Here is a 26977-nt window from a genome sequence, read left to right as displayed (position 1 = left end):
CGCTCTTAACCATTGGGACACTCTGAACGAGGACCTACCATCATTTCATTTTTGATCAATTGGGTTAGGTCTCTCAACAATATTTCCAGTCAAGATTTAAAGTTTAGTATCCATTAGCTTAATACATTACTGCACTTACACCTTGGACCTATCAAACGTATTTTCTTTACGTACTCTTAGAAATCTTATCTTGAGGGTTGCTTCGTACTTAGATGCTTTCAGTACTTATCAGTGCCATACTTAGCTACCCAGCTATGCTCCTGGCGGAACAACTGGTACACCAGTGGTATGTCCATCCCGGTCCTCTCGTACTAAGGACAGGTCCTCTCAAATTTCTTACGCCCACGCTGGATAGGGACCGAACTGTCTCACGACGTTCTGAACCCAGCTCGCGTGCCTCTTTAATGGGCGAACAGCCCAACCCTTGGGACCTACTTCAGCCCCAGGATGAGACGAGCCGACATCGAGGTGCCAAACCTCCCCGTCGATGTGGACTCTTGGGGGAGATAAGCCTGTTATCCCCGGGGTAGCTTTTATCCGTTGAGCGATGGCCCTTCCATGCGGTGCCACCGGATCACTAAGTCCGTATTTCTACTCTGCTTGAGATGTATCTCTCGCAGTTAAGCTCGCTTTTGCCTTTGTACTCTTCGAATGGTTTCCGTCCATTCTGAGCGAACCTTTGAACGCCTCCGTTACTTTTTGGGAGGCGACCGCCCCAGTCAAACTGCCCGACTGACAATGTCCTTTGCCCCGATTAGGGGTCAATGTTAGAATTTTGATATTAGAGGGTTGGTATCCCAAGGTTGACTCAACCTACACTGGCGTGCAAGTTTCTTTGTCTCCCAACTATCCTGTACGTCTAATCTCAAAATCCAATATCAGCCTACAGTAAAGCTCCACGGGGTCTTTCCGTCCTAGCGTGGGTAAGTCGCATCTTCACGACTACTACAATTTCACCGGATCCTTTGTTGAGACAGTGCCCAAATCGTTACACCTTTCGTGCGGGTCGGAACTTACCCGACAAGGAATTTCGCTACCTTAGGACCGTTATAGTTACGGCCGCCGTTTACTGGGGCTTAAGTTCTAGCCTTCGCTTATGCTAAGCCTTCCCCTTAACCTTCCAGCACCGGGCAGGTGTCAGCTCCTATACTTCATCTTTCGATTTTGCAGAAACTTGTGTTTTTGGTAAACAGTCGCTTGGGCCTGGTTTCTGTGGCCAGATCGCTCTGGCTCCCCTTCTCCCGAAGTTACGGGGACATTTTGCCGAGTTCCTTAACAAAGGTTCTTCCGCGCGTCTTGGTATTCTCTACCTCCCTACCTGTGTCGGTTTTGGTACGGGCGCTTTTGTCTTGATAGTGACTTTTCTTGGCAATTTGAAATCGACTACTTCTCTACTCATGTTTTCGATACCTATCACACATCAGCTTTATGATTAGCGGATTTGCCTACTAATCGGCCTTTGTGCTTAGACTGCCTTCCATCGGGCAGATAGTTTATCCTCTTGCGTCATCACGTCTCTTATTGCGACTTTAAGCGGTACAGGAATATAAACCTGTTATCCATCGGCTACGCCTTTAGGCCTTGCCTTAGGTCCCGACTTTCCCTGAGGGGACGAGCCTTGCTCAGGAGTCCTTAGGGTTTCGACGGGAGTGATTCTCACACTCCTTATCGCTACTCATGCCAGCATTCTCTCTTGTATTAAGTCCACACTTGCTTTCGCTTAGGCTTCTTCCCTAATACAATGCTCCTCTACCACTGATAGAGTATTTAAATGCTTGGGTAAATACTTTGACGATATTTTAACCAGTTGTCATCTTAAACTTTTTGTTTTATGACTGTTCATTCGGTGATATCGTAGTTATATACAACTTACCATTTACTTGTGATATTTGCGTAAATAATTTTCGTTTATAACTCGTTTATCTTGATTGTATTGTTCAATATTTCCGTCTAAGTTTTACCTTTGTTTGCGCGTAGCTTTCTTGCCAATCGAGCTTTGCTCTCTTGGGAAAGCCTGCGGCTGACCTACTTTTGATTTATTTCATAAATCAAGTTAGGTCAAGCATTTAAATCCTCTATCAATCCGAAGCTTCGGTACTGAATTTTAGCCCCGTTTATTTTCGGCGCAAACCCACTTGACCAGTGAGCTATTACGCATTCTTTAAATGTATGGCTGCTTCTAAGCCAACGTCCTGGTTGTCTTAGTAGGTTCACATCCTTTTCCACTTAATCCAGATTTTGGGACCTTAGCTGTCGGTCTGGGCTCTTTCCCTTTCGACTTAGGAGCTTATCCCTCTAAGTCTGACTCCATGATCTGATTTTTTGGCATTCGGAGTTTGATAGGCTTTGGTACGGTTAGCCGCCCTAGGCCAGTCAGTGCTCTACCTCCTTAAATCTTTAATCATAGGCTAGCCCTAAAGCTATTTCGAGGAGAACCAGCTATCTCCGGGTTCGTTTGGTTTTTCGCCCCTATCCACAGTTCATCCGATGCGTTTTAAACCGCACCCGGTTCGAGCCTCCAGTGAATTTTACTTCACCTTCACTCTGACCATGGATAGATCACCCGGTTTCGGGTCTATCATATCTAACTTTCGCCCTATTAAGACTCGCTTTCGCTTTGGCTTCATCTCTTAAAGATTTAACCTTGCTATATATGATAACTCGCTGGCCCATTCTACAAAAGGTACGACATCAGGCTTTTGCCCTCTGTCTGCTTGTAGGCTTAAGGTTTCAGGTTCTGTTTCACTCCCCTTTCGGGGTTCTTTTCACCTTTCCCTCACGGTACTTGTTCGCTATCGGTCACATGTTAGTATTTAGCCTTAGGGGATGGTCCCCCTATCTTCACAGCAAATTTCTCGTGTTCACTGCTACTTGCCCCCACAATATATTTTCTTTTGTTTACAAGACTTTCACTTTCTTTGGTTCATTTTCCCAAATGATTCTACTAGAATATATATTTCTTACTGGGTTGGGCTGTTTTCTTTTCGCTCGCCGCTACTTGGAAAATCGAGTTTTCTTTCTTTTCCTCCTGCTACTTAGATGTTTCAGTTCGCAGGGTCTTACTTCATAAAGCTATGTATTCACTTTATGATGTCTGTGTCTTCCACAGACGGGTTTCCCCATTCGGATACCTAGGGGTCGATGCTTTTTGTGAGCTCTCCCTAGTTTTCGTTCACTTACGTCCTTCTTAGTCTTCATGTGCCAAGGCATTCACCTTAAGCCCTTTTCTTCTTGACTGGAAATATTGTTTGCTATTTAGTTTTTATGGTTCGGTTTAATGACTGTATCTTAAGCCAAACTCGTCGGCTTGCTGACAAATCAAAGATTTGAAACGCCGCGACGTCTGACCTTCATTCCATTTGCTTTGCAAATGGTGATAGGTCATTATGGTGGAGATAAAGAGATTCGAACTCTTGACCCCCTGCGTGCAAGGCAGGTGCTCTCCCAACTGAGCTATATCCCCATATTGAAATTTAATTTATATCAATGATTATGTCTGTGTTTCTAATATAACGAGAATGATATATCATTCTCATTTGAGTGACGACGTGTCGTCACTCAAATCCTTAGAAAGGAGGTGATCCAGCCGCACCTTCCGATACGGCTACCTTGTTACGACTTCACCCCAGTTACTGACCCTACCTTCGACTGCTGCGCCCCAAAGGGTTCGCTCACAGGCTTCGGGTATTGCCAACTTCCATGGTGTGACGGGCGGTGTGTACAAGACCCGGGAACGCATTCACCGCAGCATTCTGATCTGCGATTACTAGCAACTCCAACTTCATGCACTCGAGTTGCAGAGTGCAATCCGAACTGGGACAGGCTTTTTGAGTTTTGCTTAACTTCACAGTCTTGCTTCCCTGTGTACCTGCCATTGTAGCACGTGTGTAGCCCAAGTCATAAAGGGCATGATGATTTGACGTCATCCCCACCTTCCTCCGGTTTGTCACCGGCAGTATTACTAGAGTCCCCAACTTAATGATGGTAACTAGCAATAGGGGTTGCGCTCGTTATGGGACTTAACCCAACATCTCACGACACGAGCTGACGACAACCATGCACCACCTGTATTTTAGTTATCCGAAGATATAGGCAATTATCTCTAATTGCTTCTAAAATATGTCAAGACTTGGTAAGGTTCTTCGCGTTGCGTCGAATTAAACCACATGCTCCGCTGCTTGTGCGGGTCCCCGTCAATTCCTTTGAGTTTCACACTTGCGTGCGTACTCCCCAGGCGGAGTGTTTAATGCGTTTGCTGCGGCACCCAGATTTGACTCCAGACACCTAACACTCATCGTTTACGGCGTGGACTACCAGGGTATCTAATCCTGTTTGCTACCCACGCTTTCGTACCTCAGCGTCAGAAAATGGCCAGAAAGTCGCCTTCGCCACCGGTATTCCTCCTAATATCTGCGCATTCCACCGCTACACTAGGAATTCCACTTTCCCTTCCATCTCTCAAGCTAAATAGTTTTAGAAGCTTACTATAGTTGAGCTATAGCCTTTGACTTCTAACTTTTCTAGCCGCCTACGTACCCTTTACGCCCAATGATTCCGGACAACGCTCGGTCCTTACGTATTACCGCGGCTGCTGGCACGTAATTAGCCGGACCTTATTCGTATAGTACTGTCATTTTCTTCCTATACAAAAGATTTTTACAACCCGAAGGCCTTCTAAATCACGCGGCGTCGCTGCATCAGGGTTTCCCCCATTGTGCAAAATTCCCCACTGCTGCCTCCCGTAGGAGTCTGGGCCGTGTCTCAGTCCCAATGTGGCCGTACACTCTCTCAAGCCGGCTACTGATCGTTGCCTTGGTGGGCTTTTATCTCACCAACTAGCTAATCAGACGCAAGTCCATCTTACACCGCTATCACTTTGACCATAATTGCATGTGCTTTTATGGTTTTATAGGGTATTATTCTTCGTTTCCAAAGGCTATCCCCTTGTGTAAGGCAGGTTACTCACGCGTTACTCACCCGTTCGCCACTAATCCGCTTTAATTCTCCCCGAAGGGTTCATTAAAGTTTCATCGTTCGACTTGCATGTGTTATGCACGCCGCCAGCGTTAATCCTGAGCCAGGATCAAACTCTCATGAAAAATATTTTATCTACTTAACGTAGTTTTATTTTTTTATTCATAAAAGCTTTTTTGATTCAAGCTCTTCATTTACACTGATTTTTTTCAATCAATGCGTGATTTATATAATCATCCTTTTTAAAGAAATCAACTTGGTTAAAGTTGTCAATAACTTTATTGTTATTTATTGATAGGTTGATTATGTTTTGTGTTTACATAATCATTGATATTAAATTTCATTTAGATGTATAATACATCTGGTTCATTGCCGTTTATTTGTAACGACTTTATTAGTCTACCACTTAATTTTTGCTTTGTCAACTTTTTTTAAAATATTTTTACAAAAAGTTTACTCGGCTTTACAAATTAACTGTTTCGACTTTACTTAGTCTATCACCTTTTTGATATTGTGTCAAGTGTTTTTTTGTTTTTCTTTTAAAACCTCTTGGCATCTTTGCGGTGTCGACTTTTACTATTATACATACTTTATTTTTTTTGTCAAATCTTTTTTTACTTTTCTTCTCCTGGATTGTAATTTACTATGGATACCATCTTTCCATCTTTATTTTGTATTTTCCTTATTTTTTTATCAAAATCAAGACGCTTTATCCATATTGACTTACCACAGCCTAAACACTTTAGCTTCATATCTGCACCCATACGTTCTATCTCCCACTTATTTTCTCCGCACGGATGCCCTTTTTTTAATGTTATTACGTCCTTTAATTTATATTTCTTCATTGAATTCCTTTCCACTTGCTATAGACACTGTTTGTATACTTGGATTTAGATCTCTATGATAAATCTCATCTATTATGAGTTTTCTTTCTTTTCTTCCAAGAGCCCATTGATATCCCGGCACTGCTATAGCTGTAGTTTTTGCTACATATGATGACTCACGTATTTCCATTATTCCAAATAGACTTACATCTTCTAGGATATATTTACCTAATTCTTCATCTTCTTTTAGTTTTTCTGAAACAGAATTCACTATATCCTGAGCTTCTTCATATGAAACATCGTAAGATAGATATATATTACATTCAAATTTCATTGGCCCACTATTTAAATTTTGTACATTTGTTATTTGAGAATTAGGGATGGTATGCAAAGACCCATCATAATCTCTAATTTTTGTATGACGCATTCCTAATGTTTCAACCGTTCCTTCAACTCCAGCAGTCTTTATCCAATCTCCTACTCTGTAAGTATCATCAACTATAATTATAATTCCGGTAACAATATCTTTTACTAAGGTTTGAGCACCAAAAGCTATTGCTACCCCACCTATCCCTGCTGTTGCTATGATTGATCTAGTATTTATACCAATCATATCCAAAATTATCATTAATACTATAAAACCCACTATAAATCTTATAACTGTATATAGATTTTTACTGAGGGTTTCTATCCTCACTTTTCTATATCCATCTTCATCCATTTTGTTCGTAAAGGCTCTACTTATAAAATGAGATAGAACTTCTAATAATATTTTCCCTAATACTAAGATAATTAGAATCATGAGTACATCTTTTAAAAAATCAGTTTTAGTTAATTGATTTACATTTATATCTGGCATTATACCAACCTTTCTTTTTTAATCATAATATATTTAATTCTATCATTAGTCAATAATTTACACATTATAATATCTAGTTAATAAAGTAAACACTTATTTAAGATAACTAGATATTCCTATATTACGAATTAAAGTATTAAATATTATATAATCTTTATCATATTTTTTCTTATAGTCTAAAAAAATATCCATTTGGTATCTACTAGCCTCTTTTTGTAAACAAGTGACACATATGCTAACTACACTTGTAGGAATATTACACTTATACTTCTTTTAAAATAAATATAGTAGCTTTTGCTGAATTGATAGAACTTTAGGAAATAATCTACAGAAGTTATTTATATAGAATATATATAAATTTTTATATCAAAGTATTTTTCTAAAGTAATATATTCTTAATAAGTGTTTAGTTTACGATATTAAAATTAAAAAAAGCACACGAATGTGCTTTTCAGAACGTAGACAAAGTGTATTTTATAACTTGTTAATAATATAAATTAAGATACAGTCCATCTCATCTAGATGAATATACTTTCACTTAGTAAATTCATCTCTAAAACTAGTCCAAAAGTAAGAAAAAGTTTGTCTAGCAAACGAGCTTTAATGTGCGTGAAACGAATGCATTAAGAAATCTCATGAGATTTCTCCGCTCACTACGCTCGGTCGAAATGGTCGATTTTATATTTTTTTAAACAGACTAAAAAAGCACCCGAAGGTGCTTGATGATTTAATATTATCTTAAGTTTATCTTACCAAAACCTGCAGATGCATTAATTTCAAGATCAGTTTTATCTACATTTGTAGAAATTTCATATCCTTTATTTTTTTGCATCTTGTTTTTGTATTTATCACTTATATTTAAACCTTGACTTAAAACATTAGCTTTTATATCTCCTGTAAAGTCTTGGCTATCAACTGTTATATTACCAAATCCAGAATTCAACTTGACTTCTTTACTATCTTTAATATTATAAATTCTGATATTTCCCGAATGTGTATCAGCCTTATATTTTTTTACATCCAATCCATCTACTCTAATATTTCCGCTAACAGCATTTATGTCTGCACTTTCACCACTTATATTAGATAGATATACTGAGCCATTTACATTATTTACACTTAGATAGCCATTAGTATTCTTAAGGTCAATTTTACCATTAGTATTATTGACATCTATATTACCACAAGAATTTATGATATTAATTTTTGCATTAACAGAGTTTATATTTATCGCATTAAAATCTACATCTTCAATCTCAATATTTCCATTTATAAGATCAATGTCAAGATTATCATATAAATTTTTTCCTAAAGATAAATGTAGTATACTTGTAGCATCAAAATTATGATAAGATTCATTGATTCCTACTTCTAAATTATCTCCATTAATATCAATTTCTAAATAATCTAATAAATCACCTTTTTTTGCCCAAATATCTTGAGTAAGAGTAATTGCTGAGTCGCTTGCCCTTTCTACTAAGACTTTACCATTAGGTATATCAATATTAATAGAATTTATTTCATCATCTATTCTCATTTCCTTATGAGTATTGGTTTCGCCTTTAATATTAAATTGGTTAATATCTATATTATCTAAATCAAAATTGCTAATTGTTTCACTTGTCCTTTTTATTACACTATCAAGCGATTGACTAAGTTTTGATACAAAATCACTATTAGACCTAGATTTTTTACCACCGAGAGCATCTATTAGATTGCTAGCTTCCTCGACTGTGATTTTGCCTTCCTTTAGCATTTCTAGAATCATTTGTTTTTCATCATTCATCTTTTAATCCCTCCAATAATTCACGAGCTTGGTCTGCTGTAATCTCGCCATTATCAAGCATATTAAGAATATCTATACGGCTTTCCTTTTTATCTATAGTTCCACCAAGTTTATTAACTAGTTTATCTATCCTATTTCTCACTGTTGGGTAAGATATGCCTATTTCCTCTCCAACATCTTTTATGCTCCCTCTTTTTTGTAAAAATAATTCTATAAATTCTTTATCTTCCTTATCAAGCCTTGAAAAGTTATCCATTTCAAACTCTCCACTAACTTCTGTATAACAATTCTCGCATCTATATGAAGTAATAATCATTTCATCGCCACAGTTTGGACATTTATTAATCATAGATAGCCTCCTTTTAATATAAATATACTATGATTTTAATATTTGTAAAGTCAAAATTAATATTTTTAATAAATCTGGTCATTTTTATTAAATTATACTCGTTTCTCTATTCAATATTGATTTTTACAATTAAAAAAACTGTTGAAAATAAATAGTTTTACTACTTATTTTCAACAGACTTAAATTATATATAATCACGAGCCCAGTAGGATCTAAGGCTCCTTACTATCCATAAGATTGTATTTAACATAACTACCGCTAAAAATATCATGCCTAACATATAGAAAGAAGCTAATATAACTTCATTTTTTCCAATAATTTTAGGAATCAGATTATAAATTATTGCCAAGGCGAAGAAAAATATTATCCACTTACCCGCTGTTTTTACATTTCCATTAAAATCTGGATAGATTTTTTGTTTTTTGCTATATCTCTTATTAAAATTATCTCTACGAATTTTTATTTCTTGTCTACTTTCTTTATCTGCATGATCTATAAGTGCAGAGTAGTAATGCTGCATATCTTCATTACTAGTTGCATATTTTTTAAGATTATCTATTTCCTCTTTACTATAAGTGTAACTTAGTATTTTGCTAGTTATCATAGCTTTTGATTTATAAGTTTTACGCTCATCTCTAAGTTCCTTAAGATCTGATATATTTCTTTTTTGCCCTATTAACATTTCTGTATCTAGTTCATATTTTTTCATATATTTAAAAATATTTGTAAATACTAAGACAAATACAAACATTATTAACATTTGGCTTACTATTATTCCTATATCATTAAAATCTAACTTATAAGCCATCCCTAAAATTACTCCTGGAATAAGTAAAGTTATTAGGGAAAGTATTAAAAACTTTAGGATTGATCTCATAATTTTAACACCTTTTCATAACATTCAACTAATCTCTTTCCTGTATTTATAAGAGATTTTTTCTCTGCTTCTTCGTAGCCTACCTCCGCTAATGATGGTAAATCACTTTCTAGTATAGATTTTATTTTTAGTTTAAAATCACTATAATCCTTACCCTTGTATATATTTGTTCCATTGATAAAATCTTTTTTAAATATTTCTATATCTCTAACTAAAATATCTGCCTTAGTTGAAAGGGCTTCTAGTAAAACTATGCCTTCTGTCTCTTCTCTGGTTAAAAATACATATAAGTCCGAGCCACTATAAGCTTCTCTAAGCTCTTCACTTGAAATATATCCTGGGAAATGTAAATTCTCTGTTTTATTTTCCATAGCCTTTTTTATTTCACTAGGAAGAACTGCTTGATTGAGTTTACCAAACCAAACGAATTCATATTCTGGCATAGCCGATGCTAATTTTATAAAATCATCTATTCCCTTTCTCTTTATAGGAAGACCCACAGATATTATAGACTTTTTGCTTTTATCAAGTCCATATTTTTCATAAAAGTTTTCTCTATCACAAACCTTACTTTTCCAAAAATCTAGATCTATTCCGTTAGAAACAACCTCTATTTCCCTTTTAAGTTTATAACTTTCTAGAATTTCTTTGGAGTATTCTGTAGGAGTTAAGACTAAATCTCCCTTATTGTAGCAATGAATCAGCCAACGCTTAAAAGCAGGAGCTATCTGGTTACTTAAAATAAAAGAATTTTTAAAATCCTCTTTTGTAGAATGTCCATGGTAAACCACCCTTTTACCATCTCTATGAGCTTTATTTGCAAAAGCTACTGATTTGGGAAAGACTGTATTTATATGTACTAGATCATAATCATCTTTTTCATTCAAGGTAAAATCACAACCTATCAGAGATAAGGCTCTTATCTGATGATCTATAGCCTTACCTACTCCGCTTTCTTTAACTGTATCATAATCTTTTGTGTATAAAAGAACTTTCATATCCGTACTCATTTACTGCCTTTTTATATAGATCTTCACACTTAGAACCAAAACTTTCTACAGAAAAATTCTCTAGAGCGTAGGACCTAGCATTATCAATTAGCTGCTTATGAAAATCCTCATCATCTAAAACTAAATTCATATAGGAGTTAAATTCTTCAAAATTATGGTACCTATATCCATTAAAGCCATCTTTAATTACACCTTCTAGAGAATTATCATCTCTACAAATAGCTACTGTTCCATTTGATAAAGCTTCATAATAAGTTAGTCCTTGAGTTTCTGAAGTTGAAGCTGTAGTAAAAATATCAGCTGCTTGATAATATTTATTAACCTCACTAGGTTCTACCATGCCTACAAAATTAATCTCTTTACTAAAGCTTTTACTATAAGCTTTTAGCTTATTTAAGTAAGGACCTCCACCGACTATATAAAAGGCTATTGAACTATCTTTAAGTTTTTCATAAAACCTAATAAGTTCCTCAATATTTTTTTCTTCAGCTAAACGACCTAAATAAAGCAATATTTTCTTATCCTTATCTAAATCAAGCTCATCTTTTAAATCTTCTTTATAGATATCAGGTATGCGAATACCAGTCGGTATAACAGCTATTTTATTAGCATCAATATTATAAGATTCTAAAATTTTAGCTGTTTTTTTAGTAGGTGCTATTATGTATTGACACATATCTGCAAAGGTCTTGCTAGCCTTAGCAACAATTTTAACTCCTGCCGCTTTATTTTTTATAAAGTAATGAGTGTAATCCTCATAAACTGTATGATAGGTATGGACTAGAGGTACATTTAACATTTTAGAAAGTGATTTAGCCATTACAAATGTAGAAAATTCACATTGGCTATGGATAATATCTGGCTCCCATTTTTTAATGGACCTAAGATGGGTCTTAGCTAAGATATTTGTAACTCTTGCTTCTGGATAAATTTTCCTAGCGGAAAGAGATCCAACGTAGTACACATCCTCACTCTTATAGCTTGAAATAGTATTAGATAGAGTTAGAACTCTTACTTCGTGTCCTTGATTTTCTAAATATTCTTTTAAATTTAAGACTGAACGCACTACCCCGTTTACTACTGGGTAATACCAGTCACTGCTTATAAGTATTTTCATAAATTCCTCAATAATACTATATTTTCTTTTTTATTATTTACAATTTTAACAATCTATTCTAGTTTTAATTAAATCAATAATTAGTATAGTCTATAAGAAACGAGGTGGCATATGGGACCATTAATTGCAACAGATATAATACTTCTAATTTTTAGCCTATATATAGGAGTGTTTTTTAAACATTTTCATAGCTCATATCCAGAAATGAAAGTAGGTTTTCATTTATGGGAAGTTTGCTATAATAAAGACTCTTGGGAATATGGCAATAATTTTGCAGGTAAACTTGCCATAATATTAGGAATTGCTTTATTTGGTATAATTTACCCTATACTCTTATACATGGGCCTAAAGAGAAGTTATATGACTGTATTAATTTTATTACTTTCAGTTATTTATTTCTTGCTATTATTTTTTATAGTAAAGATTAGGGTTCGTAAGAAATTTAACTTAAAAGATGAGTGAAATCTAAGTTAAATTCTGGGTAGTTATATAATAAGATAGTTTATAAGCATTATAAGAGAAAGGAAATTATATGGATAGTATTTTTGTAATATTAACTATATTTTCAGTTGTAATTGTAGCTTATCAAGCTGAAAAAAATAAAAATAATAGCAAAAAAACTCTTTCTTATAAAATATCTAAAATCATTGCAAATATTTTAAATTTCATTGTATTTTTAGATGTTAATGATGTAAATAATATTATAAACGATATAGAAAATAAGAACTAAGGCGGCAATAATATCGTCTTAATTTCTTATTCTAAAGGTCTTTTTTCCATATATTTTCACTAACAAATGAAAAATTATTATTAAAGCAAACATAACATAACTTAAAACTAGTAAAACAATTTGTCCACTTATAGATAATTTTGAAATAATAAGCGGAATAAAAAGCACATTTAAATATCCTAGCAAAGAATTTGCAAATTTGTATCCCTTTCCTATATTAGTAGCTTCATAGTTAAATGGTTGAAAAATATAATATAAAAATAAATCAAGAGATACATAAAATAAAAAGCTAACAAGGACAAAAATTTCACAATATATTAAAGTTCTTAAATAAAATTTCTCAAACACAATAAAATTTAATACATTTACCAAAATCCCAGTTAAAAGACTAAGCATTTTTATTTTTAAAACAGTTTTGTACCTAAGCTTATACATAGTAAAAATAGCTTTTTCTTCCCTATAAAAGCCATATTGGAGCAATGGCCTATCACAATTTAAAAACATTGCCCTATTAATATTTGGATTATAATAAAGTAAATACATAAATATTGGTTGAGATATTATCAATATATTTAAAGTATCAAAATTAAAATCCGCTTGCTTGTATTTAGTAAAAGCAATAAGAGTGATAATTATAGCAAACAAAATTCCTGCTTTTTTTAAAATAGGTTTTACAATCACCCTATTATGTCTTGCAAAAAATAAATTATTTAAAAGCTCATATCCTCTGCCATTTTCTTTTTTATCTGTTTTTATGTCTGTATCCTTAAGAGCCAAACTATCATTTGCAATCTGATCCAAATCTACATTCATATCTGTATCTTCAAGCTTTGCATCTTCCAAAAGTTTGCCATATTCATCAAATTTCAAAAGATATTTGCTTGCAAAAATAGAAATTATTAAAGTTATTGTAAAGACCAGCATCAAGATATTGCTATCAATATCTTTAATTAACATCAATCCAGCAAATAAAATAATAAAGACAATAATATTTACCCAAGTTTTGTCTGCATATATTTTATCTTTTTTATTTAACAGCGATAAGGTAAAGGCATTGGAAATAATTCTTATAAAGGCAAGAATAAAGCTTATTAAAAACCCATTTTTAAATCCCAAAAATATTGTAAAAGCAAAAACTCTCCCAATTCCAATCCTAAGTGGATCAAAAACTCCTTGAATCAAGCCACTTTCTTTTGCAAGCATCTTATATTGCTTGTTTAATTTATGAATTTCTACTTTTCCTCTGCTAATAGAATTTGAAAGTACAGCAGGTGCCAGATAAAAACTTAAAAATCCTAAATTTGTTAAGGCCAAGTCTACAAAATCATTGTAAATATTATCTGGAAAATGCCATGAACCTTTAATTAGCCATAGAAGAAATCCCGCATGAAATAAGGCAATAAAAAATGTAAATATGCACTTTAAAATCTGATCAATAATGCTAAGTATAGGTCCTATGGCAAAAATAAACTTTTTAAAAGCGTAAGCTTTATACTTATCCCCTGTATATTTTCCAATTAAAGGCAAGTGATGAAAAAAATAAATAATATGATTTACCTTATCCGCTAAATTTGCATTTTCTGTAATCCTATATTTTTTATAATATTCCATATTAATCCTCCTTTTGTAAAAGATCTATTATCTTCTCTTCAAAGTCTGGATTATTTTTAATTTCCCTATCTACTTCCTCTATTTGGCCCTTATGTAGTAAAACTATCTCGTCTGATATATCCTTAGCTAGATCTAAAATATGAGTAGAAAAAATTATAATATGGTCATTTTTTATATATTTTATAAGATTTTTCATTTCTTTTTGAACAACTACATCCAGAGAATTTAGCGGTTCATCCATAAGAATTACTTTTGGTTTTAAGATAAGAAACATCATCATTTGAAGTTTATTTCTCATGCCTGTAGAATATCCTTGGATAAGCCTATCCTTATCTTCCTCATCAAATCTTACTAGGTCAAAATAATAATTAGGATCTAGATTATCATTAATTCTTTCTTTATTTACATCTATAAAAAAATTTATAAATTCTCTAGCAGTTAAAAACCTTGGCAGCTCTGGTTCTGCCAGCATAAAAAATACATCTTTTAAATTAATATCCATTTTCTCATCATCTTCTAAAAGATATATCTCGCCGCTATCTTTTTTTAATTCTTTTGAAATCAAAGAAAAAAGAGTTGTCTTTCCTGCACCATTTCTTCCTAAGAGAGCATATATTATCCCTTGGTCAAATTTGGCACTTAAATCCATTAAGACGCTTTTTTCTTCAAATTTTTTTGATAAGTTTTCTATAACCAGTCTCATATTTGCTCCTATCCTTAATATTAGTTATGAGTATATCAAAGGATTGGATTTTAAACTAGAATAATCTATAGTAATCAATATAATATTATTTATATATTATATTCTTTTAATTGATATGATTTCAGAAGGGCTATCTATTATAAGATTAGGGTTTTCTCTTTCAAGAATCTTTCTATCACGAAATCCCCATGAACAACCAATAGTAAATATGCTGGAATTGCTACCACATTTCATATCTACTTCACTATCTCCAAAGTATAAAATTTCTGAAAATGGCACATTAAAATGGCTAGCGATAATTATTATTCCTTCTGGGGATGGCTTTCTTTTATAGTCCTCTCTATAACCTAGTATATAGTCAAAATAATCTTTGCCAAAAATTTCTTTTAAAACTCTATTACTCGTAGAATCTGGCTTGTTAGAAAAAGCTGTTAGTATTTCTCCATTGTTTTTTATAGAATCTAAAGACTCTTTTATACCCTCGAATGGCTTAGTAAGATAGCTCGGGTTATCATCATAAGCCTTGTTGTAACTATTATAAATTTCTTCATGAAGATTATCATCACCAGTAAATTCAGCATATTCTAAAGCTTTATCAACTAAGACTTTAGGACCATTACCTACAAATTCTCTTACTTTATCTTTTGGTACTTCTTTTAGCCCATAAGACTTAAAAGTTTCATTTAGATAATAATTGATAGAATCTATAGTATTAAGCAACGTTCCATCTATATCAAAAATATACATTATATCCCCTTTTCTTTTTTATATTCTTTTCTAAAAACTCTTACCCAAAATTTGCATAAAATTAATTATTTAGGGAATTAATAATTTTAAGAACATTTTGATTGATAATTTTACTCCATTGTATATACATTATGGTAAAATATTAATAGTATGTAAAGAAAGAGGGTTTTATGAACAACAAAAGAAACTTATCCATGCTAAGTGATTTTTATGAATTCACTATGGCTAATGGATATTTTAACAATGGAATGAAGGATACTGTAGCAATTTTTGACGCATTTTATAGGTCTAATCCAGATGAAGGCGGTTATTCAATTTTTGCAGGTCTAAATGATATTATAGATTTCATAGAGAATCTATCATTTTCCGATGAGGATATAGAATATCTTAGGAAAGTAGGCAATTTTTCTGATGATTTTCTAGACTATCTTAAAGACTTCAAATTCACAGGAGACGTTTGGTCATATCCAGAAGGGTCTGTTATGTTTCCAGGAGAACCTATAATAACTGTAAAAGCTCCTATTATCGAATGCTCAATACTTGAAACTTATTTACTTTTATCAATGAACTTCAATTCATTGGTCGCAACTAAGACTAGTAGAATAGTCCGTGCTGCAGGAAAGAGATTAGTAATGGAATTTGGATCTAGACGCGCTCAAGGCGCCGATGCTTCTTTAACAGGAGCAAGAGCAGCTTATATAGCAGGTGCCCCTGTATCAAGTAATACACTTTCTGCAAAAACTTATGGATTTAAGCCATCTGGAACTATGGCTCATGCTTGGGTACAAGCTTTTGATAGTGAATACGAAGCTTTCAAAACTTATGCAGAACTATATCCAGATAATTGTATATTATTAATTGATACCTACGATACTATGAATAGCGGCTTGCCAAATGCTATGAAAGTATTTAAGGAAGTTTTGGTACCAAAAGGACTTACCGGTGGAGTGCGCATAGATTCTGGGGACCTTGCCTACTTGTCTAAAGAAGTAAGAAAAATTCTTGACGAAAATGGCTTTACTGATACAAAAATAGTTGCAAGTAATTCCTTAGATGAATTTAAAATTAATTCATTACTATCTCAAGAAGCTCAAATCGATTCCTTTGGCATAGGAGAAAGACTTATAACAAGTAAATCTGATCCTGTATTTGGTGGAGTCTATAAACTAGTAGGAATCTATGAGGATGACGAACTTAAATCAAAAATTAAAATTTCTGAAAATGTAGAAAAAATTACAACTCCAGGTTTTAAGAAAGTTTATAGACTCTATGATAAAAATACTGGCAAGGCTGAGGCAGACTATATAACTTTAAGGAATGAAGAAGTTGATGAAAATCAACCACTTGTAATATTTGATCCACTATTTACATGGAAGATGAAAAAAATGGATAATTATGAAGCTCGCCTTATGCAAGAGCCTATTTTTGAAAATGGTAAGCTAGTTTATAAAGAACCTAGCATTGAAGAAATCCATGAATATTACCAAAGTGAGATGGAAAGTATTTGGGATGAGGTAAAAAGATTTGATCAACCACATAATTATTATGTAGACCTTTCCCAAGATTTATGGAATCTAAAGCAAAACTTAATCTTAGAAGCTAAAAGAGGACAATGATTGCTATAATAAGTGGGGCAAGTTCCGGAATAGGTAGAGAATTCGCTTACCAAATAGATAATAAGAATTATGATGAAATTTGGCTTATAGCCCGTAGATATAAAAGACTAGTAGAAGTAAGAGATAATTTAAAAACACCAACAAAAATACTTGCCCTAGACTTATTAGATGAAAAAAGCTTTTTTATAATAGAAAATGAGCTTAAAAAAACTAGCAACAAAATCGGTCTATTAATTAATTCTGCTGGTATGGGGATTAATGATTACTTTGAAAATATTAGTCTAGAAGATAATGAAAAACTTATAGAACTGAATATAAGTGCTCCTAGTAAGTTAATTAAGATTGCTTTGCCCTATATGGGAGAGAATTCTACTATAATAAATGTAGCAAGTGTATCAGGGTTTATTCCCCAACCTAAATTTGCAGCTTATGCAGCTAGTAAGTCCTATCTTATAAGCTTATCTAGGGCCTTAAATAGGGAACTAAAAGATAAAAAAATCCATGTTGCCACCCTATGTCCAAACCCTGTAGATACCGAGTTTGGAAATAATAATGAAAATAATCTTAAAAAATATGGAAAAGAGGATTTGCATATTTTAGTAAAAAAAGCCTTAAAAAAAGCAGCTAAAGGAGACTTAATAACCACCCATCATGCTTCTAAATTTATGCTTGTGATATCAAAAATCATCCCCCACTCATTCGTAATGTGGATTGAGAAAATTAACAAAATGTATTAAATATAAAGTATCATAGTTAACAAAGTGATTAAAGCTAAAAGAAAGCTTTCCGCTTGGTAGAAATTATAAAAAATTCAAATAATCTTATTATAAATAAACTATTTGATAGTTATAGGCTTTGTAATTAAAAGGATTATAAGATGTCGAATTTCTCAATTTCTGTAGTCGGATAAGCGGTATTTGCTTTTGTCCACACTCTCAGATATATTAAATATACTTTCTAATTTCTAGCAGTTTCCTTAGCTAGGATATATCCGCCTATTAGACCAGCTTCATTTCCTAGCTCTGGAAATACTATGTATTCTTCACTACTTGGTATAGACAAGTAGCATCCCTTAATTTTATCAAATTCTTCTCTTATTTTTTCAATCATACCTTCTTTGTTGGCAACTCCACCACCTATTATAATTATGTGAGGTCTTAGAATAAGAGTATAAGTATACAAAGCCTTAGCTATATACCTTGCTGAAATTTCAATAGCTGGATCACATATAGATAAGTCTTCCCCTTTTCTGCCTGCTCTTTTTTCTATAGCTGGCCCTGAACATAAACCTTCAAAACAAGATTTGTGATAATCACAAACTCCTTTAAAGCTGTCATCACTATCTTTTGAAATTTCTATATGACCCATCTCAGGATGTGAAAATCCTTCTAGTAGTTTGCCATTTTGAATATATGAACCACCTATACCCGTTCCTATTGTAAGATATAGGCAACTCGGTTTATCCTTAGCAGCGCCTAAATAATATTCTCCAATTCCTGATGCTCCTACATCGGTTGTTAATCCCATTGAAACATCTAATTTTTCACTTAAAGATGCTAATAAATTAAAGTTTCTCCATAATTTTTTAGGTGTAGCTAATATATAACCATAAGTATAAGAATTTTTATCGACATCTATAGGACCAAAAGCTCCTATACCAATAGACTTTATTTTGTATTTACTGAAAAATTCCACTACTTTTTTCATATTTTCATTAGGATTGCTAGTTTTTATCCTATCTTCATCTTTCAAATTCCCATCATCATCAAAAATCGCACTTCTAATCTTTGTTCCACCTAGCTCTATTGATCCATAATACATTTATCTACCTCACTACATTTGATTCAACTATAGTTAAATCACCATCAAATTCATAAGAACTTACTTCGTTTGTCAATATGAAAAAGTCTCCTTTCTTAATGTTGAACTTTTCTCCATCAATAATAAGCTCACCCGCTCCATCTATCACTGATTCTAAAAGATAATCCCTATCTCTTATTAGTGATTGCTTACCTTTAATTTTTATTTCTCTAACTTCAAAAAATTCATTAGATGTTAAGGTAGTCTTTACCATATTTTCTATATTCTCTACTATAGCTTTTTCCTCAGTCTTATTAATTCTTATAGCTTCTAAAGACTTTTCTATATGCAATTCTCGTAGATTGCCATTTTTATCAGGTCTATCATAATCATAAAGTCTATATGTCACATCACTTGCTTGCTGTATTTCTAGTATTAAACATCCTTCTTTTATAGCATGGACAGTCCCGGCAGGCACAAAGAAAAAATCACCTTTTCTAGCAGGAACTTCTCTTAAAACCTCATCCCGCTTTTTGTTATTTATAAAATCTATTGCTTGATTTTTATTATCGACATTTAGTCCATAGATTATCGAAGATTGATCATCATTTAATATATACCAACACTCTGTTTTTCCTCTAGAATTTTCAAGTTTTTCGGCCATATCATCATCAGGATGAACTTGAATAGATAAGTCTTTTTTAGCATCGATTATTTTTACTAAGAGTGGAAAAGTTTCTTCAGTTGGGTTTGCAAAAAGTCCCTTATAATCTTTATAAACCTCGTCTAAAGTTTTTCCAGTAAGATCACCATTTATAATAGTTGAAGGAGCATCTTTCATTGCTGATATAGCCCAATACTCACCTATAGAATTTGAATTTATATCGTAATTAAACTCCTTTTTTAATCTATCTCCTCCCCAAATTTTTTCTTTAAATTTTCCATCTAATATTAGTACCTTTTGCATATCATAACCTTTCTAAAATATTTAAAGTATCTTTTATTTGTCCATCATCTGGATTATCAATATCTTCATAAGGAGCTCCAAGAGTAACTATAATATATTCCTTACCATTTTTGATAGATAAAGTTGCCCAACACAAGCCTGCCTTATCAGTTGTGCCACTCTTACCTCCTATTATTTCAAATCCTTCATAAGTATAGTCTGCTAAATGTCTAAATACAGTACTCTGCATATATACTCCCTCTGGGTGATCTGCAGTATGTGTAGAAACATATTCTTTTTTAGTAAATATCGCTCTAAAATCAACATCATCTAGGGCATATTTTAAGAGCATCGCTATATCCTTGGCTGAAGAATAATGCCCTGGCTCATCCATACCATCTACATTTTGAAAATGAGTGTTTTTCAGATCAAGTTCTTGTGCTTTTTTATTCATAAGTTCTACAAATTCAAGTATTGATCCAGATATATTTATAGCAAGAGAATCCGAAGCTTCACCACCAGATGGTAGCATAGCTCCGTAGAGTAAGTCCCTATATGTAGTTGTTTCTCCACCGAAGAATCCTGCCATTGAAGCGTTTTCTTTTACCAATCTTTGATAACTTTCTGTATCGACTGGAGCAAAAGCTCCAAGGTCATCAATGCTCTCAAGACTTACTAAGCAAGTCATAATCTTTGTAAGTGATGCCATAGGCAGCTTTTCGTTTTCATTATAAGACGTAATCTCTTTATCATCAGTCAAATTGTAGACATATACTGCTTTAGAGTTATATTCAACAACTTCCTTAGTTTGCTTTCTTACAGCAAGTATCAGAGCTACTAGAAGTATCGGTAATAATAGATATAATAAATTTTTCCTTTTCATATGAGCCTCAAACTTTATAAATTCATTATTTTGTAACTAGTATACAATATTTTTATATTTTTATAAAGATAAAAAAAGCAGAGAAAATGAGGTAAACCTCAAAATCTCTGCTTAATGTAAACTACCTATATTATTAAATGGGTAAAATCTATAAATTGCATGTCCTTCTAAAGAGTTTCTTTTTATAGGACCGAATGTTCTAGAATCCTTGCTTATATTTTTAATTCTGTTATCTCCCACAACAAAATACTCATCTTCCGCTAAAATCCAAGAACTAATTCCTAGTTCTTCATTTTCGTAAGTATATGGAGCATTTGTATAATCTTCTTCTAATTTTTCTCCATTTATATAAAAGCTACCATCTATAAGATCGATCTTTTCGCCAGGAAGCCCTACTATTCTTTTAACATAAAGCTTTTTAGCAACATCTGGAGCATCTAGTATCACTATATCTCCTCTTTCATAATTCCTAAAATTAGTTCCAATTTTATCAACGAGAAGTAGGTCTTTTTCTTTAAGGGTATCATCCATAGAATGACCTTTTACAGTTGTAAAATTAAATACAAAAAGTCTAAAAATTAAAGCGATTGCTAAAACAATTATAAATGTTTTTAAACTATCTAAAAATTCTTTCTTATTAGTTTTACTATCATCCATCATATAATAATATTACTTGACATTTTTTATAGCTTCATCAACTAATTTTTTGAAAGCTTCTGAACTTACTGTAGCACCAGATACGTTGTCTACACCTTCTGTACCATTATTTTTGATAATTTCATCAGTTAATTCTGGAATAGCATCTGCTCCTATACCTTCAGTTTCTGTATGATCTGTATCTATTGATTTTATTGAACCATCTTCCATAGTTACACTTACTTTCATATCTCCGCCGTATCCTGCACCCGTAGCTTCTCCAATACCTGTTGCATTAGCTGATTTATCATCGTTATTATTTGAGCAAGCTGCAAGTAAAGCTACTGAAGCTAAAACCAATGTATATTTTTTAAGATTTTTCATCTTATCTCCTTTTGAGTATATAATATATTTTTATTCTAAATCTTCTAGAATGTATAGTTAATTCAAGCTAGATTAAGTTAAAATAGTTTCACAGTGACTTCCTACAAATATATCTACCAAGTTGTGGTATTTAATAAAATTATGAACTTAAAATTTTCACAATATTATTTTATTAACAATATTATACAATATATTAATTCTTAAAACAATTGTTTATCATAGATTTTACATTGCATCAATTTAAATTAGTATAAAAAAGAAACTCCTTGATCCTTTTGAAAGATTAAAGAGTTTCTTTAAGATTATTAATCCTCTTTTATATATAGGCTGGCATTTTGAGCAGCATTCCTACCAAATACTACTATATCTGTAATAGCATTACCACCTAATCTATTAGCTCCATGTACTCCACCAGTAACTTCTCCTGCTGCATACAAACCTGGTATCGTTTCAGAATTAGAATCTAGGACTTCCGAGTTAGTATTTACCTCAACACCACCCATTGTATGGTGGATACCAGGTGAAATTTGAACTGCATAAAAAGGTGTCTTAGATAAATCAGAATTTGAAGTATCCATACCTTCTCTACCAAAATTTGGATCATCATTATCAGATGTTATATCTTTCCAATTTTCTAAAGTTTCCTTAATAGTTTCTTGCTTACATCCTATAAGTTCTGCAAGTTCTTTATAATCATCAGCCTTTTGTAAGTAATTTTGATCATAGTATTTTTTTATAGTTCCTGATTGATCCATCATCGCTTGATCTACTATTAGCCATGCATTTGCTCCATCCTGGTCTAGGATTGCTTCTGATACTTTATCTCTAGTTTCTAATTCATTGAAGAATCTCCTACCTGAATTATTTACTAAGATAGCTCCTTCACCTCTTAGTCCTTCCGAAATAAGAGATCCACTTTTTTGAACTACTGTTGGATGAATTTGAATTTGATCCATGTCTATAAAGCTTGCATCTAAATCCTTTAGAAAATCTATAGCATCACCTTGAATTGATTTAGCATTAGTAGATACATAGTCTTTTAGATCTGGCCTATATTCTATGATCTTATCCTTATTTGAACCAAATCCACCAGAGGCTACAATTACAGCTTTAGAATTTATTGTTATTTCTTGATCGCTGTTTTTCCCTCTTACTCCTACCGCCTTACCATCTTTCATTAAAATTTTATCAACTTTTGTATCATAGATAATTTCTACACCTTCTTCAACGGCCTTCTTGGTAAGTTTATCCACAAGAAATGATCCTACAGGGATAGAGTTTTCTTTTTGATCTGTTGGAGCATGTGTTCTCATCTCACTTTGTCCGCCCGAAAATTTCAATTGATTAAATTTAACACCATTTTTTTCTAGCCAATCAATAGATTCTGCGGATCTATTTGCTAAAATCTCTACTAATTCTTCTTTGTTTAGATTTTTACCACCTTCCATGGTATCTTTTACAAATAAATCTACAGTATCAGCTACATTGTTTTCCTTTTGAAGTTTTGTTTCTGCTGCATTCATGCCTGCAGAAGCATAAGAGGTATTACCACCACTTATACCAGCTTTTTCTACAACCAATACCTTTTTATTATTTTGAGCAAGCTCAATAGCACTTGATAAACCTGCTCCACCAGCTCCTACTACTACTACATCAGTATCATAAGAGGTTTTAATATCTTCTTCACTTTCTGCTCTTACTAGATTACTAGCAACAATTCCAGCAGATTCTAGAGCCTTGTTTATTGCAGAAAGATAAGCCGCTGATGAAATTGTAGCACCACTTATAGTATCTAAATCTGTAGTATTTTGCCTAATGACCCTATCATTAAGCTTATCAATAGCTTGAACTCCCACGGCATCCGTTTCTGATTCATTAGCTACAATATTTTTGATTACACCATCTTCTATAGTTACATCTACATCTATATCTCCACCATATCCTACAGATTTTCCTTGGTAGTTTCCAGAAATATTACTATAATCAGACTTGTTATCGTTACTAGTTGCTGTTTTAGTAGTTTGATTATCATTTACTTTAGCATTATTACTATCACAAGCTCCCAGTGTAAGTCCAAAGGCTAAGATTATTGGGATTGATAAGTATTTTTTCATAAAATCTCCTATATGTATTTTTGTTTGTTATTTTACAAGTTTTTTTGATTATCTAATCTCAGATCTTTGTTACAAAATAAATTATAGCATAATTTTATATATATATTCAAATTTTATGATGGGACTTATAGAAATCATAACTAATTTTTGGGTGAAATTATATATAATTATAAAAAAATGGACTGTTGCAAATCAATAGTTATCCCTCATTTCCTCATTGGCCGTCCTATCAGAAAGTCTAAAATTCAGTCTGCCAGTTGACATAGACACTTTCTTATAAGGTTTTAGAATCATTTTGGAACGATTTATCTATTTTGCAACAATCCTTTTTAAATTTATTAACTTTTAATTATTTGAGGCAATCATATATAACCTCTTTTATATTTGATATTTGAACTAACTTTAAGTCTTTAAAATCGGATTCATTGATTGAATTTCTTGCTACATAACATTTCTTATAGCCAAGTCTTTCTAATTCTTTAATCCTCTGTTTTATTTGAGGAACTTTTTTAAGTTCTCCTGTAAGTCCCACCTCTGCTATAAATACAGTCTTATCATCTATAGGTTTTTTTAAATAAGATGAAGCTATAGACATCATTATAGCTAAGTTTACTGATGGTTCTGAAAGCTTTAAGCCACCTGTAGTCTTGATTATAACATTGTAATCAAATAGATTAAGCCCTGCTCTTTCTTGAAGAATAGATATAAGGGTATTCAAATCATCCTTACGAAGAGAGTCTCCTATTCTTTGTGGATACGGTAAAAATGATTTGCTTACCAGAGACTCAATTTCTACTTCTAACAGTCTAGATCCTTCCTTGGTTACAGATATTGCTGAACCTTCTATAGCACTTTGACGCGAAGTTATAAAATATTCACTGGGATTGGATATCTCTATAAGACCATCTTCACTCATCGAAAACAGTCCAATCTCTCCAGTTCTTCCAAATCTATTTTTAGTAGAAGTTAAGACTCTAAGATCTTCATCACTTTCTCCATCTAAAAGAAGTACTGTATCTACCAAGTGTTCTAATGTACGCAAACCAGCCATTTCATTAGCTTTAGTCATATGGCCAATCATTATTACAGCTCGTTTTTTTAATTCATCTTTAGCAATATCTACAGCTTTATTAGCAACTTCTATAGTTTGAGTAGGACTTCCTGCTTTATTATCAAATTCAGCTAAAGTAAATGTCTGGATGGAATCTAGAAATACTATTTGAGGATCTATATTTCTAATTTCATTTACAGCACTATCCATAGAATTAGTTGAAAGAATCCACACATTTTCTGGTAGATTTTCCATAATTCTATCAGCACGAGACTTTATCTGACTTTCTGATTCTTCTCCTGATATATATAAAACTTTAAGCCCCTTATCTGCATAGGACTTTGATAGTTGTAGAAGTAAGGTTGACTTTCCTGCCCCTGGACGAGCAGTAAGAATTGTCACACTGTCTCTTACCAGACCTCCTCCAACGGCTCTATCAAATTCTTCATAATCAGACTTTAGTCTTTGAGATTCATTGATTTTAATATTCTTTAATCTCTTAGCTGACTTATCTTCTATTACTTGCTTATCCTTATTCTTAGCTTCTGTAAGAGTAATTTCTGTAAGTGTTCCCCATTTACCACATTCTGGACATTTTCCTGCCCAAAGTGGTTGAGTATGACCACAGTTACTACACTCGTAAGCTTTTTTAATTTTCGCCATTTATATCTTTAATAAATTTATTTACTGAAAATTCATAAGCAGCTTTTTGTGGACTCTCTTTATATAAATTTTCATAAATATCACGTGGAGTAATTTGTTTTTCTAATAAAACTATTAAAGGATCTATATATTTTCTATCTTCTTTTATTTTATCTATTATATCTAACATCCATTCATAGATTCTCTTCTCTTTATAGAGAGCTTGAATGCCTTGAATAGTAGCTATTTTCTTTAAATCTTGAACACTTTCATAAGTCATATCAGAAAATTTTTCATATACATAATCTAATACGTCCTCATCGTAGAATATGTTTTTAATTAAAGCTATTGCGGCAAAATTATATGGATAAGGTATGTTATCAGGCATCCTGACTTCTATATACTTTTTGACCCTAACATCAGGAAATACTATTGAAAGAGCATGGTAAATCATATCCGTACTAGAATCTTGATCCATGACTTCTTCAAATGTTTTATCTTTAGTAAATACTTCTTTTTTATCTCTTTCTATAAAGATACTAGGAGTTTTAAGGATCTTTTTAGCATAAGTTTCATAACTTAAATCATCATCAAATGAAAATGAGTATATTCCAGTTCTATCCTTATCGCATTGTTCCCATATAGTTTGTCTTAGATTGTGTTTATCATAAACTTTACCTTCGAAAATATAAGCATTATCAAAGATACTATATAAAAATGGAGATATAGCATTAGCTACAAAATACTTTTTCCTAAAGTCATACTCATCTTTATAATCTATAGCTACTTGTAGACTACAAGAGCCTTTCATCATATTATGAGCTAAAGCTCCTCCAAATTCTTCAAAATAATCGTACATATACTTATACCTTTGCTTAGGGATCATCTCTATATCATCGATTTTTTCTTTAGGTTGATAACCTACTTGGAGCAAAAGCTTATTTTCTTTTTCAAAAATAGGAATAATATCCTCCATAGTTTGCATATAGTTTTCAAATAATTCATCTATTGAACTAGCAGCATCAAAGGCAAGCTCAAATTGAGCAGCTGGCTCTATAGAAATAGAATTTCCAGCTCTTCTAAGACCCATAATATTACTATTTTCGTAGCTGGCCTCATATCCAAGTTCTTTTACTTCTTCTAATAAATCACTAACCCCATCTTTTTGCTTATAACGTGCTGTATTTAAGCTATCTTTATCAACTGTGAAGTGTTCAGCTTCAAATCCAACTTTAAAATTTGTCTCAGACTTCTCACCTGATTTTATATAATCAACAATTTTTTGAATTTTTTCATCGTAAGTCATAACTACCTCATT

22 protein-coding genes, 1 tRNA gene and 2 rRNA genes are annotated in these 26977 nt (G+C 32.7%); 4 read left to right on the top strand and 21 right to left on the bottom strand.

Annotated features, from left to right (window positions below):
* Nucleotides 1-85: 85 nt before the first annotated feature.
* The 10 genes from ABXG81_RS01170 to ABXG81_RS01125 all read right to left on the bottom strand — a co-directional run bounded on the left by ABXG81_RS01170 (nucleotide 86) and on the right by ABXG81_RS01125 (nucleotide 11796).
* Nucleotides 86-3237: ribosomal RNA gene (locus ABXG81_RS01170) — 23S ribosomal RNA — on the bottom strand.
* Nucleotides 3238-3387: 150 nt separating this feature from the next.
* Nucleotides 3388-3463, bottom strand: a tRNA-Ala gene (locus ABXG81_RS01165).
* A 107-nt stretch (nucleotides 3464-3570) separates the two neighbouring features.
* Nucleotides 3571-5099, bottom strand: a 16S ribosomal RNA gene (locus ABXG81_RS01160).
* Together the 16S and 23S rRNA genes with 1 tRNA gene alongside form the textbook arrangement of a ribosomal RNA operon.
* A 489-nt stretch (nucleotides 5100-5588) precedes the next feature.
* The gene (locus ABXG81_RS01155) at nucleotides 5589-5819 is read right to left on the bottom strand and encodes a DUF951 domain-containing protein (protein ID WP_288223259.1); all 231 of its coding nucleotides are present in this window, start codon (nucleotides 5817-5819) and stop codon (nucleotides 5589-5591) included.
* On the bottom strand, nucleotides 5806-6657 hold the full coding sequence (locus tag ABXG81_RS01150; RefSeq protein WP_353528932.1) for a mechanosensitive ion channel family protein: 852 nt from the start codon (nucleotides 6655-6657) through the stop codon (nucleotides 5806-5808). Before ABXG81_RS01150 ends, ABXG81_RS01155 begins: the two co-directional genes overlap by 14 nt.
* 733 nt (nucleotides 6658-7390) lie before the next feature.
* Nucleotides 7391-8443, bottom strand: coding sequence for a DUF4097 family beta strand repeat-containing protein (locus tag ABXG81_RS01145; RefSeq protein WP_209814318.1), 1053 nt, complete (start codon nucleotides 8441-8443; stop codon nucleotides 7391-7393).
* Nucleotides 8436-8792, bottom strand: a complete 357-nt coding sequence (locus ABXG81_RS01140) for a DUF2089 domain-containing protein (RefSeq protein ID WP_117522129.1) — start codon at nucleotides 8790-8792, stop codon at nucleotides 8436-8438. The genes ABXG81_RS01145 and ABXG81_RS01140 overlap by 8 nt, the downstream gene beginning before the upstream one ends.
* Before the next feature lie 184 nt (nucleotides 8793-8976).
* Nucleotides 8977-9600 carry a hypothetical protein gene (locus tag ABXG81_RS01135; RefSeq protein ID WP_353528931.1) on the bottom strand — a complete coding sequence of 208 codons (624 nt, stop codon included), beginning with the start codon at nucleotides 9598-9600 and terminating at the stop codon, nucleotides 8977-8979.
* A gap of 65 nt (nucleotides 9601-9665) precedes the next feature.
* The gene (locus tag ABXG81_RS01130; protein WP_353528930.1) at nucleotides 9666-10667 is read right to left on the bottom strand and encodes a glycosyltransferase family 4 protein; all 1002 of its coding nucleotides are present in this window, start codon (nucleotides 10665-10667) and stop codon (nucleotides 9666-9668) included.
* Entirely contained in the window at nucleotides 10636-11796 is a 1161-nt protein-coding gene (locus tag ABXG81_RS01125; protein WP_117522132.1) for a glycosyltransferase, read from the bottom strand. The genes ABXG81_RS01130 and ABXG81_RS01125 overlap by 32 nt, the downstream gene beginning before the upstream one ends.
* Before the next feature lie 111 nt (nucleotides 11797-11907).
* On the opposite strand from ABXG81_RS01125, the gene ABXG81_RS01120 reads away from it, so the two are divergent.
* Nucleotides 11908-12258, top strand: coding sequence for an SdpI family protein (locus tag ABXG81_RS01120; RefSeq protein ID WP_117522133.1), 351 nt, complete (start codon nucleotides 11908-11910; stop codon nucleotides 12256-12258).
* A gap of 70 nt (nucleotides 12259-12328) precedes the next feature.
* The gene (locus ABXG81_RS01115) at nucleotides 12329-12526 is read left to right on the top strand and encodes a hypothetical protein (protein WP_353528929.1); all 198 of its coding nucleotides are present in this window, start codon (nucleotides 12329-12331) and stop codon (nucleotides 12524-12526) included.
* Between the two features lie 18 nt (nucleotides 12527-12544).
* On the opposite strand, the gene ABXG81_RS01110 is transcribed toward ABXG81_RS01115, so the two are convergent.
* From ABXG81_RS01110 to ABXG81_RS01100, 3 genes are all read right to left on the bottom strand, one after another.
* Nucleotides 12545-14137, bottom strand: coding sequence for a hypothetical protein (locus tag ABXG81_RS01110; protein ID WP_288223261.1), 1593 nt, complete (start codon nucleotides 14135-14137; stop codon nucleotides 12545-12547).
* 1 nt (nucleotide 14138) lies between these two features.
* The gene (locus tag ABXG81_RS01105) at nucleotides 14139-14840 is read right to left on the bottom strand and encodes an ATP-binding cassette domain-containing protein (RefSeq protein WP_353528928.1); all 702 of its coding nucleotides are present in this window, start codon (nucleotides 14838-14840) and stop codon (nucleotides 14139-14141) included.
* Nucleotides 14841-14936: 96 nt separating this feature from the next.
* Entirely contained in the window at nucleotides 14937-15587 is a 651-nt protein-coding gene (locus ABXG81_RS01100) for an HAD family hydrolase (protein ID WP_117522137.1), read from the bottom strand.
* A 170-nt stretch (nucleotides 15588-15757) separates the two neighbouring features.
* On the opposite strand from ABXG81_RS01100, the gene ABXG81_RS01095 reads away from it, so the two are divergent.
* Together ABXG81_RS01095 and ABXG81_RS01090 are read left to right on the top strand one after the other, a co-directional pair.
* Nucleotides 15758-17203 (top strand): nicotinate phosphoribosyltransferase, encoded by a 1446-nt coding sequence (locus ABXG81_RS01095; protein WP_353528927.1) that lies wholly within the window; start codon nucleotides 15758-15760, stop codon nucleotides 17201-17203.
* Complete coding sequence (locus tag ABXG81_RS01090) at nucleotides 17200-17940, top strand: SDR family NAD(P)-dependent oxidoreductase (protein ID WP_117522139.1); 741 nt, start codon at nucleotides 17200-17202, stop codon at nucleotides 17938-17940. Before ABXG81_RS01095 ends, ABXG81_RS01090 begins: the two co-directional genes overlap by 4 nt.
* Before the next feature lie 220 nt (nucleotides 17941-18160).
* On the opposite strand, the gene ABXG81_RS01085 is transcribed toward ABXG81_RS01090, so the two are convergent.
* The 8 genes from ABXG81_RS01085 to ABXG81_RS01050 form a co-directional block, all read right to left on the bottom strand.
* The gene (locus ABXG81_RS01085; RefSeq protein WP_353528926.1) at nucleotides 18161-19024 is read right to left on the bottom strand and encodes an ROK family protein; all 864 of its coding nucleotides are present in this window, start codon (nucleotides 19022-19024) and stop codon (nucleotides 18161-18163) included.
* 4 nt (nucleotides 19025-19028) lie between these two features.
* Nucleotides 19029-19970: a type I phosphomannose isomerase catalytic subunit gene (locus ABXG81_RS01080; protein ID WP_288223263.1), complete on the bottom strand. Its 942-nt coding sequence runs from the start codon at nucleotides 19968-19970 to the stop codon at nucleotides 19029-19031.
* Nucleotide 19971: 1 nt separating this feature from the next.
* Complete coding sequence (locus ABXG81_RS01075; protein WP_353528925.1) at nucleotides 19972-20832, bottom strand: serine hydrolase; 861 nt, start codon at nucleotides 20830-20832, stop codon at nucleotides 19972-19974.
* 111 nt (nucleotides 20833-20943) lie between these two features.
* Nucleotides 20944-21492, bottom strand: coding sequence for a signal peptidase I (gene lepB, locus ABXG81_RS01070; protein WP_353528924.1), 549 nt, complete (start codon nucleotides 21490-21492; stop codon nucleotides 20944-20946).
* A gap of 9 nt (nucleotides 21493-21501) precedes the next feature.
* Entirely contained in the window at nucleotides 21502-21852 is a 351-nt protein-coding gene (locus tag ABXG81_RS01065; protein ID WP_316110947.1) for an FMN-binding protein, read from the bottom strand.
* 305 nt (nucleotides 21853-22157) lie between these two features.
* Nucleotides 22158-23966, bottom strand: a complete 1809-nt coding sequence (locus tag ABXG81_RS01060; RefSeq protein ID WP_353528923.1) for a flavocytochrome c — start codon at nucleotides 23964-23966, stop codon at nucleotides 22158-22160.
* A 349-nt stretch (nucleotides 23967-24315) separates the two neighbouring features.
* Nucleotides 24316-25680 (bottom strand): DNA repair protein RadA, encoded by a 1365-nt coding sequence (gene radA, locus ABXG81_RS01055; RefSeq protein WP_353528922.1) that lies wholly within the window; start codon nucleotides 25678-25680, stop codon nucleotides 24316-24318.
* The gene (locus tag ABXG81_RS01050; RefSeq protein WP_353528921.1) at nucleotides 25667-26965 is read right to left on the bottom strand and encodes a glutamate-cysteine ligase family protein; all 1299 of its coding nucleotides are present in this window, start codon (nucleotides 26963-26965) and stop codon (nucleotides 25667-25669) included. Before ABXG81_RS01050 ends, radA begins: the two co-directional genes overlap by 14 nt.
* Between the last annotated feature and the right edge of the window lie 12 nt (nucleotides 26966-26977).

The sequence above is a fragment of the Anaerococcus nagyae genome, assembly GCF_040364225.1.
In the GTDB taxonomy this organism is placed as follows: domain Bacteria; phylum Bacillota; class Clostridia; order Tissierellales; family Peptoniphilaceae; genus Anaerococcus; species Anaerococcus nagyae.
The sequence above is the reverse complement of the archived record's forward strand: the minus strand, read 5'-3'. Positions and strand labels throughout refer to the sequence as shown.